General features: G+C 71.0%; 15 protein-coding genes and 1 pseudogene. 11 read left to right on the top strand and 5 right to left on the bottom strand.

All coding sequences use genetic code 11. The features are described from left to right. The first annotated feature begins 321 nt into the window (after positions 1–321). The 4 genes from ACFYQA_RS36220 (at position 322) to ACFYQA_RS36205 (ending at position 4,407) form a co-directional block, all read left to right on the top strand. Positions 322–957: a PadR family transcriptional regulator gene (locus ACFYQA_RS36220; protein ID WP_388927337.1), complete on the top strand. Its 636-nt coding sequence runs from the start codon at positions 322–324 to the stop codon at positions 955–957. A gap of 549 nt (positions 958–1,506) precedes the next feature. After that, positions 1,507–2,046: a Clp protease N-terminal domain-containing protein gene (locus ACFYQA_RS36215; RefSeq protein ID WP_388927334.1), complete on the top strand. Its 540-nt coding sequence runs from the start codon at positions 1,507–1,509 to the stop codon at positions 2,044–2,046. Between the two features lie 140 nt (positions 2,047–2,186). Continuing rightward, complete coding sequence (locus tag ACFYQA_RS36210) at positions 2,187–3,200, top strand: DMT family transporter (protein ID WP_388927331.1); 1,014 nt, start codon at positions 2,187–2,189, stop codon at positions 3,198–3,200. A 250-nt stretch (positions 3,201–3,450) separates the two neighbouring features. Continuing rightward, entirely contained in the window at positions 3,451–4,407 is a 957-nt protein-coding gene (locus tag ACFYQA_RS36205) for a DMT family transporter (protein ID WP_388927328.1), read from the top strand. Positions 4,408–4,535: 128 nt separating this feature from the next. Here the strand turns inward: ACFYQA_RS36205 and ACFYQA_RS36200 are convergent, their stop codons facing one another. Next, positions 4,536–5,234: a pyridoxamine 5'-phosphate oxidase family protein gene (locus ACFYQA_RS36200; protein WP_388927325.1), complete on the bottom strand. Its 699-nt coding sequence runs from the start codon at positions 5,232–5,234 to the stop codon at positions 4,536–4,538. A gap of 23 nt (positions 5,235–5,257) precedes the next feature. Between ACFYQA_RS36200 and ACFYQA_RS36195 the strand changes: the two genes are divergently transcribed. Next, the gene (locus ACFYQA_RS36195) at positions 5,258–6,595 is read left to right on the top strand and encodes an aminotransferase class I/II-fold pyridoxal phosphate-dependent enzyme (RefSeq protein WP_388927322.1); all 1,338 of its coding nucleotides are present in this window, start codon (positions 5,258–5,260) and stop codon (positions 6,593–6,595) included. Positions 6,596–6,687: 92 nt separating this feature from the next. Here ACFYQA_RS36195 and ACFYQA_RS36190 read toward each other — a convergent pair whose 3' ends face one another. The 3 genes and pseudogenes from ACFYQA_RS36190 to ACFYQA_RS36180 all read right to left on the bottom strand — a co-directional run. Continuing rightward, positions 6,688–7,155, bottom strand: a complete 468-nt coding sequence (locus ACFYQA_RS36190; RefSeq protein WP_388927319.1) for a pyridoxamine 5'-phosphate oxidase family protein — start codon at positions 7,153–7,155, stop codon at positions 6,688–6,690. Positions 7,156–7,427: 272 nt separating this feature from the next. After that, positions 7,428–7,928, bottom strand: a complete 501-nt coding sequence (locus ACFYQA_RS36185; RefSeq protein WP_388927316.1) for a Rieske (2Fe-2S) protein — start codon at positions 7,926–7,928, stop codon at positions 7,428–7,430. 501 nt (positions 7,929–8,429) lie between these two features. Further along, positions 8,430–8,798: pseudogene (locus tag ACFYQA_RS36180) on the bottom strand (transposase); the annotation flags it as partial. Positions 8,799–8,996: 198 nt separating this feature from the next. On the opposite strand from ACFYQA_RS36180, the gene ACFYQA_RS36175 reads away from it, so the two are divergent. From ACFYQA_RS36175 to ACFYQA_RS36160, 4 genes are all read left to right on the top strand, one after another. Continuing rightward, positions 8,997–10,037, top strand: coding sequence for a vWA domain-containing protein (locus ACFYQA_RS36175; RefSeq protein ID WP_388927313.1), 1,041 nt, complete (start codon positions 8,997–8,999; stop codon positions 10,035–10,037). A gap of 195 nt (positions 10,038–10,232) precedes the next feature. Further along, positions 10,233–10,451, top strand: coding sequence for a helix-turn-helix domain-containing protein (locus tag ACFYQA_RS36170; RefSeq protein WP_388927310.1), 219 nt, complete (start codon positions 10,233–10,235; stop codon positions 10,449–10,451). Positions 10,452–10,510: 59 nt separating this feature from the next. Further along, positions 10,511–11,281, top strand: a complete 771-nt coding sequence (locus tag ACFYQA_RS36165) for a HipA family kinase (protein WP_388927307.1) — start codon at positions 10,511–10,513, stop codon at positions 11,279–11,281. Then, positions 11,278–11,661: a DUF3037 domain-containing protein gene (locus tag ACFYQA_RS36160; RefSeq protein ID WP_386407281.1), complete on the top strand. Its 384-nt coding sequence runs from the start codon at positions 11,278–11,280 to the stop codon at positions 11,659–11,661. Before ACFYQA_RS36165 ends, ACFYQA_RS36160 begins: the two co-directional genes overlap by 4 nt. Before the next feature lie 123 nt (positions 11,662–11,784). On the opposite strand, the gene ACFYQA_RS36155 is transcribed toward ACFYQA_RS36160, so the two are convergent. Further along, positions 11,785–12,282, bottom strand: coding sequence for an excalibur calcium-binding protein (locus tag ACFYQA_RS36155; RefSeq protein ID WP_388927304.1), 498 nt, complete (start codon positions 12,280–12,282; stop codon positions 11,785–11,787). 301 nt (positions 12,283–12,583) lie between these two features. On the opposite strand from ACFYQA_RS36155, the gene fabG reads away from it, so the two are divergent. Both fabG and ACFYQA_RS36145 read left to right on the top strand, forming a co-directional pair. Further along, positions 12,584–13,348 carry a 3-oxoacyl-ACP reductase FabG gene (gene fabG, locus ACFYQA_RS36150; RefSeq protein ID WP_381369924.1) on the top strand — a complete coding sequence of 255 codons (765 nt, stop codon included), beginning with the start codon at positions 12,584–12,586 and terminating at the stop codon, positions 13,346–13,348. A gap of 121 nt (positions 13,349–13,469) precedes the next feature. Further along, positions 13,470–14,228 carry an SDR family oxidoreductase gene (locus tag ACFYQA_RS36145; protein ID WP_388927301.1) on the top strand — a complete coding sequence of 253 codons (759 nt, stop codon included), beginning with the start codon at positions 13,470–13,472 and terminating at the stop codon, positions 14,226–14,228. The last annotated feature ends 161 nt before the right edge of the window (positions 14,229–14,389 follow it).

The following is a 14,389-nucleotide window of genomic DNA, read 5'->3' as shown; positions in this document are numbered from 1 at the left end:
CGTGCTAATGATCAGGCCACCTGTCAGCGTGAGGACCTCACCGGCGCATCACACCAGCTCCGCTGAACTGCGGAAACGAGCATGGCGCAGCCTCAGTGGCGGATGAAGCAGGCCGCCATCGGCCCATCTTCGCTGTCATAAACCATGCAGTGGCTCATCTTCGTTGGCGCAAATGGTCGTCGGCTCAACTTCGGTGGCAAGCGACCCATCTTCACTGTCACAGGTCACGGTCGTCGTGACGGCAGGGGTTGCCATCGCCACCCTTCCGATATATCGTTGAGTTATCGCGACAGATCAACGATGGAATGGAGAGTGGTTGCGATGCGCACTCATGGTTTCGAGCATGGACATGGTCACGGTGGTCCGAGGGGCGGCCGGGGCGACTTCGACAGGCTGCGGGCCGCTTTCGGGCCCTTCGGCCCCGGTGGGCCGGGCGGTCCCGGAGGCCCCGGCTTCGGTCCCGGCTTCGGACACGGTCCCTGGGGTGGGCGAGGACGTGGCGGGCCCAGGGGGAGGGCACGGCGCGGTGACGTACGGGCATCGATCCTCGCCCTGCTGAAGGACCGGCCGATGCACGGCTACGAGATGATCCAGGAGATCGCCGAGCGCAGCGGTGGGGCGTGGAAGCCCAGCCCCGGCTCGGTGTACCCCACCCTCCAGCTGCTGGAGGACGAGGGGCTGATCGTCAGTGAGTCCGAGGGTGGCAAGAAGCTGTTCGCGCTCACCGAAACCGGTCGCGCGGCGGCCGAGGAAGGTCCCGAGGCGCCTTGGGAGGAGGCCTCCCGCGGGGTCGACTGGGAGGCGCTGAGCGAGATCCGGCAGGCCGGGTTCGGCCTGATGGAGGCCTTCGGACAGGTCTGGAAGACCGGCAGCAAGGAGCAGCGCGAGAAGGCTCTCGCCGTCGTCAACGAAGCCCGCAAGAAGCTGTACCTCATCCTCGCCAACGACGACGACTGAGGTTGAGGGCGACGGCTGAGGCCCGAAGCCCGGTGCCTGAGGTGCCGGGTGGCCGGCCGGCGTGAACGCGGTGCCCCGTGGAGTGGTCCGCGGGGCACCGCCGTGTCTCTGCGGGCGTGGTGGGTGGTTGCAGGCGGCCTGCGGCAGGCGGGTAGGCAGGTCGGGTCGAGTTCACCGGCGGTCCATTCGACCTCTGCCGGGAAGCCCGTCAGTCGCACGTTCTCCTGGAGGGTCGCGCCCGCGACGAGGGTTGCCGGGCCGCCCGCGGGGAAGACCGTGTGAGGGCGTTCCACTCACCGTACGCGGGCCGGTACGTGAGGCGTGTCCACACCTTCCGGTGGGCGCCTCGATGCGTGCCTCCGTGCCGCCTTCAGCCACGCGGCCACCTCTTCGGCTTGGGCTGCGGTGGCGGGTGGCCTCCGAGGGGAGCGGGGCTGATTCTCCTTCCCAGGGAGGAGATCGCGGCCCGACGTGTCCACTTCCTGTGGGAGAGGAAGATGCTCCCCGCCGGGGATGCCCCGGGCCCGCGGGGCTGATGTGGTGGGAGACGTGCAACACCGTATCCCCCGGCCGTCGGCCGGCAAGGCCCAGGAACAGGGCATTCACCGCGCGGAGCACGGTGCCGGACTCGGCGCGGAGCTGGCAGTGGTGGTCAGCGGTGCCCGCCGCAGGGCGGTCAGGGACGCGGACCGCCAGATCGACACCGCCCATCTGCTGCACTCGCTGCTGGAGTCCGACGCCGAGGTGTGCGTGCTCCTCGGCGGGGGTCCGCGGACCGCCCGGCTGCTCGGCTACCTGGTCCAGCGCAGCATCGGTTACGGCCTGCGCTGGCAGAGCGCCGTCGAGGACTCCGGCTCCGTCCCGGTGATGGTGCGGGCAGCCGGGTTCTCGCCGCTGGCGGCGGCCGGCCTGGAATACGCCCGGGAACGCGCCGCACGTCATGGCGGGCCCGTGCGCGGCGTGGACCTGCTCGCGGCGATCATCGCTGACCCGCAGGCGCGGGCGGTGGAGGTGCTCGAGCACGCCGCCATCGACTCCCGCGACCTGTTCGCCCGACTCGAGGCAGGGGCCGGCGATCCCGCTCACTGAGAGGCTGAGAGCGGGGTGGGGGACGGGTGGTCCCCGCCGGACAGTGGATTCCTTCCCGTCACCGGACCATCGCGCCCCGCCGTCCAGCCCATGAGACAGGTGTCATGGGGGGTGACGCTCCTGTCTGTGCCTGGCATCATGTGCCGGTGCCTACCTCTGCCAGCGCTCGGAACGTCCGGAGCACCCGTGGGAAGGGCGTCGGGCTCGGCCTCGCGCTCCTGTCCGCGGTGGCCTTCGGCGGATCGGGAGTCGCCGCCAAACCGTTGATCGAGGCGGGCCTGGACCCGCTGCACGTCGTGTGGCTGAGGGTGGCGGGCGCGGCCCTGGTCATGCTGCCGCTGGCCGTACGTCATCGGGGACTCCTGCGCAGCCACCCGGCGCTGCTGGCCGGGTTCGGACTGTTCGCCGTCGCCGGTGTCCAGGCCTTCTACTTCGCCGCCATCTCCCGTATTCCCGTCGGCGTCGCGCTGCTCGTCGAGTACCTGGCGCCCGCACTCGTCCTCGGCTGGGTGCGGTTCGTGCAGCGGCGGCCGGTGACCCGGGCGGCGGCGGTCGGTGTGGTGCTGGCGGTGGGCGGACTGGCCTGTGTCGTGGAGGTGTGGTCGGGCCTTGGCGTCGATGTGGTCGGGCTGCTGCTCGCGCTCGGCGCCGCCTGCTGCCAGGTCGGCTACTTCGTCCTCTCCGACCAGGGCAGCGACCACGGCGACCGGGCGCCGGACCCACTCGGTGTGATCGCCTACGGCCTGCTCGTGGGCGCCGCCGTCCTCACCGTCGTCGCCCGCCCGTGGTCCATGGACTGGTCGGTGCTCACGGGCAGCGCGCGCATGGACGGCACCCCGGTCGCGGCCTTCGTGCTGCTCGCCTGGATCGTCCTCGTCGCCACGGTCGCCGCGTACGGCACCGGAGTGCTCTCGGTACGCAGGCTCTCGCCGCAGGTCGCCGGGGTGGTGGCCTGCCTCGAAGCGGTCATCGCCACTGTGCTGGCCTGGGTCCTGCTCGGCGAGCACCTGTCGGCGCCGCAGATCGTCGGCGGCGCGGTGGTGCTGGCGGGGGCGTTCGTCGCCCAGTCGTCGGCACCGGCCAGGAGCCCCGACGGCCCGGTGGCGAGCGGGGGTGCCGAAAAGGGGGTTGTCCACACGGGAATGCCGACCTAGGGTGCTGATCATGCATGCGCGCGCACTGGTTCTTCCGCCGCCCGCCGTCTGAGGCGGGCTCTGAGCTGCACCCGCCCGGCGCATTGCCGCCGGGCGTCGTGGCGCTGCCCGCAGACGCAGTCCGTGGGCCCCACGGGACCGGCTCCATCCGGCCCTGATCCGGGGTCCCCATCCGGCCTTCGCGCAGCGCAGGCACCTCTGCGAGGGGTGCGTACGCGCGCGTATCTGTGTGCACCTGCGGAGAGAACACGTGTCGAACACCGTTTCCGGCCTGTCCGTCGGGCGAGGCCTGCTCTATCTGATCGTCGCCGGCGCTGCCTGGGGCACGGCGGGCGCCGCCGCGTCACTGGTCTACCGGACCAGTGACATGGGACCGGTCGCCCTCTCCTTCTGGCGCTGCGCGGCCGGTCTGGCGCTGCTGCTCGGTGCCCGGATGCTGGTCCCGCGCGCCCGGACCGTCGTGACCGAGGCGCCGGGTTCCCGGATGCGGCGGGCCGTGGCCACCGGAATGGGGCTCGCTGTGTTCCAGACGGCCTACTTCGCGGCCGTCGCCGCCACGGGACTCGCCGTGGCCACCGTCGTCACCCTCGGCGCCGGGCCCGTGCTGATCGCGCTCGGCGCGCGACTGTTCCTGGGGGAGCGGCTCGGCCGGGGCGGGGCCGTCGCCGTCGTGGGAGCGCTCGCCGGGCTCGCCGTACTCGTCCTCGGCGGCGGGGAGACGACCGTGGACCGGTGGGGCATCCTGCTCGCACTCCTGTCCGCGGCCGGCTACTCGGTGATGACACTGCTCACCCGGTGGTGGGGGCGGGAGGGTGGGCTGGACGCCTCCGGCACGACCGTCGGGGCGTTCGCCGTCACCAGCGTGCTGCTGCTGCCGTTCGCCGCGGTCGAAGGGCTGGTGCCGCACAGCGGCGATCCCGCTCTGCTGTTGTGTCTCCTGGTGTACGTCGCCGCGATTCCGACGGCTCTCGCCTACGGCCTGTACTTCGCGGGCGCGGCAGTCGTGCGGTCGGCCACCGTGTCCGTGATCATGCTTCTTGAGCCGGTGAGCGCGGCGGTGCTCGCCGTGGCCCTGCTCGGCGAGCGGCTCACCCCTGCCATGCTGGCCGGCACCCTGCTGATGCTCGGCTCGGTCGCGGGGCTCGCGGTCGACGAGGCGCGGGGCGCGCGGACCGGACGGGCGGAGGGGGACGCGGCGCCGGCGTGACGGCGCGGGCCCTCAGGAGAGGCCCTCCACGAGGTCGGGCCTCTCCTGAGGGCAGGGCATGCCCCTGTCCTCGGCAGTCGTAGCCCTTGACGACGTCCGGCGCGCCCCCTCCGGGCGGCGGCGCCGCGTCACAGGGCCGCCAGGTACTCCGGCGGTTCCGTGCCGGCGGGCAGGGAGGGATCCGCGAGCGGGGTGCCGTACGTGCGGGTCAAGGGGACGACGCCGGCCCAGTGGGGGAGGGTGAGGTCCTCCGGCTCGTCGTTCACGCCGCCGGTGCGGAGCTTGGCGGAGACCTCGGTCAGGTCGAGGCGGATCACCGCCGTGGCGGCCAGTTCCTTCTTGTTCGCCGGGCGGGAGTCGGTGGCGCGGCCGGGGACGACGTGGTCGACGAGGGCGTCCAGCGCCTGACGCTTCTCCTCGGGGTCGGTCACGTCGTACGCGAGACCGTGCACCACCACGGAGCGGTAGTTGAGGGAGTGGTGGAACGCCGAGCGGGCCAGCACCAGCCCGTCCACGTGGGTGACGGTCAGGCAGACCGGGAGCCCGGGGTCGGCCAGGCCCGCCGCGCGCAGCGGGCGGGAGCCCGTCGAACCGTGCACGTAGAGACGCTCGGCGACCCGGGCGTACAGCGTGGGCAGCACCACCGGTGCGTCGTCGCGGACGAAACCGAGGTGGCAGACGTAGCCCTCGTCGAGTATCGCGTGCACCAGGTCCCTGTCGTACGCGGCACGCTCCGGGGAGCGGGTGGGGACAGTGCGCCCGGTGGGCCGGTAAGGGGCAGTGTCGGCGGGCTGCTGCGGCAGGGTCGCTGGCAAGACGCTCTCCATTGCACTAGTGCATAATTGGCTTTGTGCTAGAAGATTATCGGATCACAGGTCGACGTGCTGCGGAGATTTCGGCGAGCATTGAGGGCGCGGTGGGTGAAGGCGCACTCCGGCCGGGTGAACTGCTTCCCCCCATGAGGGAGTTGGCGGACCGGCTCGGGGTGAATCCCAACACCGTCGCGTCCGCGTACCGGACCCTGCGCGAGCGAGGGGTGATCGAGACCGCGGGCCGCCGGGGGAGCCGGGTGCGGCCCAAACCGGCCACCACGGCGCGCGACGCCGTCCGGGTGGAGGTCCCGCTGGGCGTACGGGACCTCTCCGACGGCAACCCCGACCCCGCGCTGCTGCCCCCGCTGGCCGAGGCCTTCACCGCCGCGGCCGAACAGGGCGATCGGGAACCGGTGCTCTACGGGCACGCACCCGTGGAGCCCGGACTGGCACGGTTCGCCCGCGCCGCACTGGACGCCGACGGTGTCCCCGACGGCCCCGTCACCGTGACCTCCGGCGCCCTCGACGCGATGGAGCGGGTGCTCGCGGCCCACCTCAGGCAGGGCGACGCGGTGGCCGTGGAGGACCCCGGGTGGGGCAGCGTGCTGGACCTCGTCCCGGCACTCGGTCTGCGGGTCGTCCCGGTCGGCGTCGACGACGAGGGACCGCTCCCCGACGACGTACGGCGGGCCCTGACCGGCGGGGCGCGCGCGCTGATCGTCACGGACCGGGCGCAGAACCCGACCGGTGCCGCACTGAGCGAGGCACGCGCGCGGGCCTTGCGGGCGGTGCTCGCGGACCACCCGGAGACGCTGCTGATCGAGGACGACCACGGCCATCACATCGTCGATCTCCCCCTGCATTCCCTCGCCGGCCCCACCCGCAGGTGGGCCTTCGTCCGCTCGGCGGCCAAGGCGTACGGTCCCGACCTGCGGCTCGCCGTACTCACCGGGGACGCGGTCACCCTCGACCGGGTCCGCGGACGGCAGCGGCTCGGGCCGGGCTGGGTCAGCCGTACGGTCCAGCGCGCGGTGCTCCGGCTCTGGGCCGGCGGCGCGGTGGACCCGGCGGCGGTGGCGGCGCAGTACGGGCGGCGCCGGGACGCCCTGATCGGGGCGCTGGCCCGGCAGGGGGTCACGGCGCACGGGCGCAGCGGCATGAACGTGTGGGTGCCCGTGCCGGACGAGACCGGCGCTGTCGCGCGGCTGCTGCACGCGGGTTGGGCGGTGGCACCCGGTGCCCGCTTCCGGACGGGAACCCCACCCGGCATCCGCGTCACCGTGTCGACGCTCACCGCGGACGACATCGGCCCCCTGAGCGAGGCGATCGGTGCGGCGATCGGACCGGAGGCGGGGGAGCCCAGGACGTATGCCTAGGCGTGTGGTCCCGGGCGGAGCACGCCAGGAGGGGGAGGCTCCGGCCGGGCCCCACGGACCGGGCCCGGTCCGTGGGGCCTCGGCCCCGCCCGCTACCGTGCGCCCAGCTTCCGGAAGTCCCAGGACACGACCTTCTCCGGAGTCAGCCGTATCCAGGCGTGCCGGCCGTCGTGCGGCATCTCGTCCAGGTTGAAGTTCTTGCGCGCGAACAGCGTCTCGGGAAAATCGAGTTCGGCGCGGAGTTCGTCGGTGCGCGGTATCTCGCCCACGAACTCCACCCGCCCGGACAGCTCCGCGCCGCGCAACTCGTCGTACTCCTCGCCGGTGTCCACCACGATCGCCACCCGCTGGTCCCGGCGCAGGTCCGCCCAGCGTTTGGAACGCACCACGGAGTACAGCCACAGCGAGGTGCCGTCCCAGGCGAACCAGAGCGTGCTCACATGCGGCGCGCCGTCGGCCGACACCGTGGCGACCCGACAGGTGCGCTGGGTGGTGAGGAAGTCGTCCAGTTCGCCCGGCGTCATCATGATCTTCCGGCCCCGGCGTTGCGTGGCAGTCATGCGGCCTCCTCTTCTTTCACATCGTGTTCTCTCACGTCGTGCCGGAGAGATTATCTGACATTGCGTCAGAAAAGGACGAGTCGTCTTCCTTCTCCGCGCAAGGGTGACCGGACCTCGCCCGCCGACCGCAGACGGACGCCATCGCGGGGCGCCCGTTGACTGCACCTCCGCGATGGCCCGTCACGCTCCGCCCCCGGTCGCCACCCTCGCGATCACGGACGGTGTGCCGGCCGGCGTGGGCCCGCCGGCGCCGTACGGTCCGGCGCCGACGGTCACGCGAGGGTGATCGAGTCCCCGCTGACGGTGATCTCCACGGTCGGCAGCGGCTTGGTCGCCGGACCGCTCTGCACGCTGCCGTCGGCGATCGAGAAGTTGCTGTTGTGGCAGGGGCAGTTGATGACTCCGTCGGCGACGCTCTTCACCGCGCACCCCTGATGGGTGCAGGTCGCCGAGAACGCCTTGAACTCGCCCGCCGACGGCTGGGTGACCACCACTTCGCTGTCGGCGAAGACCTTCCCACCGCCCTCGGGGATGTCGGCGGTCGAGGCGAGCGCGGCACCGGCGGGCGCGTCGCTGTCGCCGCCCGAACCGTTGCCGCTCGCTTCGTCGTTGTCCGTTCCACCACCGGTGGCGGCGGAGTCCGCGGACGAGCCGGAGGACTCGTCGGAGCCTCCGCAGGCGGTCAGCGCGACGGCGAGGCCCGCCGCTCCGGCCGCCGCCACGACGGTTCGACGGGCCGGTCCCGATGCGAGCTGATGCGATGCGCTGGTCATGCGCGTGTGTCCCTTCCGGGGAGGCTGGGTGATCTGGGAAGAGGTACGGTCAGCGGGCCTGCGCTGTTCAGGCACAGCCGAGCTTGGCCCGCGCACGGTCGGACGGGCGTAAGCCACAGCTGTCGTTTCGCTGTCGGGGCCCGTCCTCCCCTCCCGGCAGGACCCTGACATGCGGCGATACGGCACCGGAAGCCTGGGGTGACGCTCAAGGAAGTGGTCGTTGACCACCCTCGCGCGGGTCAGGGCGGCGGAGGGAACTGCTGGGCCCGGTGCCGGAAGAAGCCGATGGCCTCGTCACTCGCAGCGGGACGCGATCCGTTCCCTTGCCCTCAAAGCCGACCTGCTGCTGGAGCCGGACGGCGAGCCGAGGCCGATCCCGGATCATCTGACGGGCGAAGCACGGGAGCGGGCGGAGCATGCCGGCCGGCATGCGGCGTGGATCCGGCGAGAGGCCCGTCGCCGCAAACTCCGCTGACGTCCTCGTTGCAGACCTGTCGTGCTCTGCCGCTTCTTGAAAGTCTTCGGTTCGAAGGAATCATCCCGGTCTCGGGGCATGGTTACCTCCACCGGTCCGACGTCGGTCAGCACGGTCTTGCCGCGTTTGCCGTTGCGGGAGTTGCCACCGTTCCTGCCCGCCGGGTCGTGCTTGTGACAGCCGAGGTGGTCGGTGCTCCCGCCTTCGAGGGCGGACTCCAGCAGCCGCTTGGCGGGCTGCTGCAGCAGCCCGCCCTCGCCGGTCAGTTGCAGCCCTTCAGCCTGGGCCCGGCCCACCAACTCGTCGATCAACCGGTCGTCCACGGCTTTCGCCGGCGCCGCCGCTGCCGCTGCCGGCGCGAGGGTCCCGTGCTCGGTCACGCTCTCACTGGTCATCGATGCATCCTCCAGATCGGGGATTGCACCGAGCGTCCTACCGTCCCGCCCCGGGCTGTGACAGTGCCCGGGGTCTCGTGCCGCGTCCCGGCTGCGCCCCTGGACGGGTGGGCTCTTCAACCAGTCTGGGAGCCAAGACCGATTGTCAGTGGTGGGTGAGACGGTAGGAGTATCGAGTCGGAAAGAGGGGGAGCCGTCATGTCCGGAAACCAGAACTACATCAATCACGTTGCTCTTGTGCTGGATGCCAGTTCGTCCATGTCCCGCCTGAGCGGCAAGGTCGTCGAAGTCGCCGACCAGCAGATTGCCTATCTGGCCCGCCGATCGCAGGAACTGGACCAGGAAACCCGCGTCACGGTGTACGTCTTCGCAGACAAGGTGGAGTGCGTCATCTACGACAAGGACGTGCTGCGGATGCCGTCGCTGAAGCAGTTGTACCGGGTTGGTGGGATGACGGCGCTGCTGGCGGCCACGCTCAAATCGCAGCGGGAGCTGGCGCAGACAGCTCAACTGTACGGAGACCACAGCTTCCTGACGTTCGTACTCACCGACGGGCAGGAGAACGCAAGTCATCGCTGCCCGGATGCCCCTGCCAGGGATCCGCGTGAACTGGTTGAGGCCGTGGCCGAGATGATCGAAACACAGGAGGACAACTGGACGCTGGCTGTCCTTGTGCCGGACCAGATGGGCAAGCGCGAGGCCATGCAGTACGGGTTCCCGAAGGACAACATCGCCATCTGGGACGCCACGAGCACACAGGGTCTGCAGGAGGCCGGGCAGGTCATCCAGGAGGCCACCGAGAAGTTCATGGTGGGCCGCGCTCAGGGCATCCGGGGGTCGCGGGCGGTGTTCTCCATGGGTGCGGAGGTGGTCAACAAGGACACCATCAAGGCGGCCGGCCTCACCCCGGTGGATCCGTCGAAGTACCAGTTGATCTCGGTGGCTCGTGACGCGGCGATCCGGGACTGGGTCATCGAATGCGGGCACGCCTACCGTACCGGTGGTGCGTTCTATCAGCTGAGCAAGTCGGAGAAGATCCAGGCGAAGAAGCAGATTTCGGTGCTGGAGAAGAAGACGGACCGGGTGTACACGGGGCCCGAGGCCCGAGCCCTGCTCGGCCTGCCGGACGTGGAAGTTCGCATCAAACCGGACCACAACGACGACTTCACGATCTTTGTACAGAGCACCAGCGTGAATCGGAAGCTCGTACCGAATACGCGGCTACTGCTCATGCTCTGACGCCTTGGAAACCTCCTCGGGCTCCGGAGGCTTCGCGCTCCCGGCACCCCACCGGCAACAGAATCGGCGGCTGCGGGCGCGGCGTATTGATCAGAAACGCTTGTGATTCTGGGTCGTTGAGCTGGGTGTGAGTGATCTGGTGGGGACACTCGGTGCCTGTCCCCGTCGGCGCAGGAGGTTCTGCGCCTTCGGGCGGTGGCCGCGCTGGTGGCGGGGTGGGGCCGTGAGGATGTCGCGGCGGTGTTCGGGGTGTCGCTGAAGGCCGTGGACATGTGGTGGGTGAAGTGGCAGGCCGGAGGCCGGGAGCAAGAGGCACACCGTGATCGACGGACTGCTCGGGGAGCCGGGAGATCAACGTGCCGGCCGGAACTCCCCGGATTCTCCCCAGGGCTGACCGTGGTCGGCTTCCTGTAACACGGGGGTCTGGAGGAGGTCATGGATTGCAAGGCCAAGGGATCGCGTAGCCTGGGGAAATGCTGACCGAGGTCACCGCCACCCGCTACATCACGCCCCTGCGCGAGGGCGGTTCGCTGCCGGGACTGGTCGAGGCCGACGACCTCGGCACCTACGTGCTGAAGTTCACCGGCGCGGGACAGGGCCGCAAGACACTCGTCGCCGAGGTCGTCTGCGGGGAACTCGCCCGACGGCTGGGGTTTTCGGTGCCACGCCTGGTGACGGTCGAACTCGACCCGGTCCTGGGACTGGGCGAGCCCGACGAACAGGTTCAGGAACTCCTCAAGTCCAGCGGGGGCACCAATCTGGGCATGGGCTTCCTCTCCGGCGCGCTCGGCTTCGACCCGCTCGCTTTCGAGGTGGGCCCAGAGGAGGCCGGGCGGGTCGTCTGGTTCGACGCGCTGGTGAACAACGTCGACCGTTCCTGGCGCAACCCCAACCTGCTCCACCGGCGCGGCGAGCTCTGGCTCATCGACCACGGCGCGACCATGATCTGGCACCACAACTGGCCCGGCGTGGAGCGCTCCGTCGCCCGGCCCTACGACGCCTCCGACCATGTCCTGAAGACCTTCGGACCGGACGTGGCCGCCGCGGCGGCGGAACTCGCGCCGCATGTCACCGCGGACCTGCTCGCCGAGGTCACCGCGGAGATCCCCGACGTATGGCTGGTCGGTGAACCCGGATTCGACACGCCGGACGAGCTTCGGCAGGCCTACACGCGCGCCCTGCTCGCCCGCGCGGCCACCATTCACGAGCGCGTCCACGGCATCGGGGAGAAGGAGAGCCAGTGACCGACCGGCATGTCTTCGAGTACGCGCTGCTGCGGGTCGTGCCGCGGGTCGAGCGGGGTGAGTGCGTCAACGCCGGGGTGATCGTGTACTGCCGTCACGAGGCGTTCGTCGGGGCCGGCACTCACCTCGACGCGTCCCGGCTGCTGGCCCTCGACGCGCACGTGGACCTGGCCGGCGTCCGGGCCGCGCTGCGTGCCGTCGAAGGGGTGTGCGCGGGCGGAGACGCGGCGGGTCAGGCCGCCCTCGACGACGCCGGCCGGCGTTTCCGCTGGCTGATCGCCCCGCGCTCCACCATCGTCCAGCCCGGTCCCGTGCACACCGGGCTCACCGCCGATCCGGCGGCCGAGGTGCAGCGGCTGCTCGACCTGCTCGTGCGCTGACCCGACGGGCCGCTGCGGCGCGCCACCACGGCGGGCCGCAGCAGCCTCCCGCTGCTGCGGCCCGCCGCTCAAAGGTGTGTGGGAGCGGGGCGGTGTACGGACGTACGGGGGCCGGCCCGGCCGTCAGCTGCGACGACGCTTCACCAGGTAACCGGTTGTGGCGAGGGCACCGGCCGCGAAGGCCAGGCCGACTCCCGTGTCCCAGTCGCTCGGTCCGGTGGCCGACGAGCCGCCCAGCCCGCCCTCCGCACCGCGCGTCGGGGCGATCGTGGCGGGGGCGGCCACCGCGGGGGGCATTGTCGGCGCGAGGGGAGCCGCGGGCGTGGCGGGTGCGGTCGGAATCGCGGATGCGGTGGTGGCGGCCGTCGGACGGGGAGCACTGGTGGAGGAGGTGAGGGAGCCGTCACGGCGGGGAAGTGCCTCGCAGACGACGTTGTCGTCGGGGCCCTGGTCCTCGTCGAGTCGGTTGGGATCGCTGCGGTCCAGGTTGAACAGGGCTTGGGCTTCCTCCTGGTAGGTGAAGTCCACGCAGTCCAGGTCCTGGGCGTGAGCGGTGTGGGCCACCGGCAGTGTCGCGGCGAGCGCGACGAGTATGCCGAGGGCACCGGTGCGTCGGCGCATGACGCGCCTCCTTATCCGGCCACGAATGGCTCGCGCTCCGACGCTAGGCGCGCCCCCGTGCCAGGGCGCGCGGGCTGTGGGCCGATCGGGTGATGAACGCGGGAGCCGGGCAGGGGACGGCACCGGGCGGACGTGGCCCGTCCGGTGCCCGGCGGACCGGGAAATGGATCACACAGCAGGGTGGACCGTTGACACCGGGTGCCAGGGCTTCTAGCGTCACGTCTGCTGAAGGTACTAAGCGGTCGCTCACCCATCTGGGCGGGTCGCAGGAGCCGCATCCCAAGGTCGAGGAGAAGCAGCGATGTCCACCACTGAGCAGCAGCGGGTCGCCGTCGTCACCGGTGCCGCGCGCGGTATCGGCGCCGCCACCGCCGTACGACTGGCCGCCGAGGGCCGTGCGGTCGCCGTGATCGACCTCGACGAGGGAGCCTGCAAGGACACCGTCGAGAAGATCACCACCGCCGGCGGCAGGGCGCTGGCGGTCGGCTGCGACGTCTCGGACGAGGCGCAGGTCGAGGCCGCCGTCGCCAGGATCGCCGAGGAGCTCGGCGCGCCGACCATCCTGGTCAACAACGCGGGCGTGCTGCGCGACAACCTGCTCTTCAAGATGAGCGCCTCGGACTGGGACACGGTCATGAACGTGCATCTGCGCGGTGCCTTCCTGATGTCGAAGGCATGTCAGAAGCACATGGTGGACGCCGGCTTCGGCCGCATCGTCAACCTGTCCTCCTCCTCCGCGCTCGGCAACCGCGGCCAGGTCAACTACTCCGCCGCCAAGGCGGGCCTGCAGGGCTTCACCAAGACCCTCGCCAAGGAGCTCGGCAAGTTCGGCGTGACCGCCAACTCCGTCGCCCCCGGCTTCATCGCCACCGAGATGACCAAGGCCACCGCCGACCGCGTGGGCATGGGCTTCGAGGACTTCAAGGCCGCCGCCGCCACCCAGATCCCGGTGGCCCGGGTCGGCGAGCCGGAGGACATCGCCAACGCCATCGCCTTCTTCACCGGTGAAGCCGCCGGATTCGTCTCCGGCCAGGTGCTGTACGTGGCGGGCGGACCGCTCGACTGAGGAACGCCGCGCCCCGGGACCGCTCGAGCTCGCGTACGACCGCGCTGCGCGGCCCGGGACGGCCAGGGGACCGCTCGTGGGTGGGTCCGGGACGACAAGGCACGACTAAGGGACAGGGAACATGACTTCAGTGGAACTCTCGGGCAAGGTCGCCCTGGTCACCGGGGCCAGCCGCGGCATCGGGCTCGGCGTCGCCGAGGCGCTGGTGGCGCGCGGTGACCGCGTCTGCATCACCGGCCGCAACGAGGACACCCTCAAGGAGGCCGTCGAGAAGCTCGGCGCCGACCGGGTCATCGGCGTCGCCGGCAAGGCGCACGACGAGGGCCATCAGGCCGTCGCCGTCGAGCGCACGATGGAGGCTTTCGGCCGGGTCGACTTCCTCGTCAACAACGCCGGCACCAACCCGGTGTTCGGGCCGATCGCCGACCTCGACCTGAACGTGGCGCGCAAGGTGTTCGAGACCAACGTCATCTCGGCGCTCGGCTTCGCCCAGCGAACCTGGCACGCCTGGCAGAAGGACAACGGCGGGGCGATCGTCAACATCGCCTCCCTCGCGGGCGTCGCGCCCTCGCCCTTCATCGCCGCGTACGGCGTGAGCAAGGCGGCGCTGATCAACCTGACCGGGCAGCTGGCGCACGAGTTCGCGCCGCTGGTACGGGTCAACGCGATCGCCCCGGCGGTGGTGAAGACCAAGTTCGCCCAGGCGCTGTACGAGGGCCGGGAGGAGGAGGTCGTCGCCTCCTACCCGCTGGGCCGGCTCGGTGTGCCGTCCGACATCGGCGGGGCCGCCGCGTTCCTCACCTCGGACCAGTCGGACTGGGTCACCGGCCAGACCCTGGTGGTCGACGGCGGCATCCTCCTGAACGCCGGCGTGGGCTGAGCCCGGCATGAGGTGCCCCGGCGCGCGCGGAGCCCGCGTGCGCTGAGCGGTTGTGGTGCGGGCCGCAAGGATTCCGGTACGGGCGTCCGTTGACGAAACGGCGCCCGTTCCGGCGTTTTCGAAGACGGGTGGACCGATGACAACGTAGTCAACGCAGAGTG

Source organism: Streptomyces sp. NPDC005774 (assembly GCF_042871645.1).
Classification (GTDB): Bacteria; Actinomycetota; Actinomycetes; order Streptomycetales; family Streptomycetaceae; genus Streptomyces; species Streptomyces pratens.
The sequence above is the reverse complement of the archived record's forward strand: the minus strand, read 5'-3'. Positions and strand labels throughout refer to the sequence as shown.

What these genes read in the sequence shown, in the direction of transcription:
- ACFYQA_RS36220 (WP_388927337.1), top strand. Translation starts at nt 322, where the DNA reads ATGCGCACTCATGGTTTCGAGCATGGACATGGTCACGGTGGTCCGAGG.
- ACFYQA_RS36200 (WP_388927325.1), bottom strand. Translation starts at nt 5,234, where the DNA reads ATGGAGAGCGTCTTGCCAGCGACCCTGCCGCAGCAGCCCGCCGACACT.
- ACFYQA_RS36190 (WP_388927319.1), bottom strand. Translation starts at nt 7,155, where the DNA reads ATGACTGCCACGCAACGCCGGGGCCGGAAGATCATGATGACGCCGGGC.
- ACFYQA_RS36185 (WP_388927316.1), bottom strand. Translation starts at nt 7,928, where the DNA reads ATGACCAGCGCATCGCATCAGCTCGCATCGGGACCGGCCCGTCGAACC.
- ACFYQA_RS36175 (WP_388927313.1), top strand. Translation starts at nt 8,997, where the DNA reads ATGTCCGGAAACCAGAACTACATCAATCACGTTGCTCTTGTGCTGGAT.
- ACFYQA_RS36165 (WP_388927307.1), top strand. Translation starts at nt 10,511, where the DNA reads ATGCTGACCGAGGTCACCGCCACCCGCTACATCACGCCCCTGCGCGAG.
- ACFYQA_RS36155 (WP_388927304.1), bottom strand. Translation starts at nt 12,282, where the DNA reads ATGCGCCGACGCACCGGTGCCCTCGGCATACTCGTCGCGCTCGCCGCG.
- fabG (WP_381369924.1), top strand. Translation starts at nt 12,584, where the DNA reads ATGTCCACCACTGAGCAGCAGCGGGTCGCCGTCGTCACCGGTGCCGCG.
- ACFYQA_RS36145 (WP_388927301.1), top strand. Translation starts at nt 13,470, where the DNA reads ATGACTTCAGTGGAACTCTCGGGCAAGGTCGCCCTGGTCACCGGGGCC.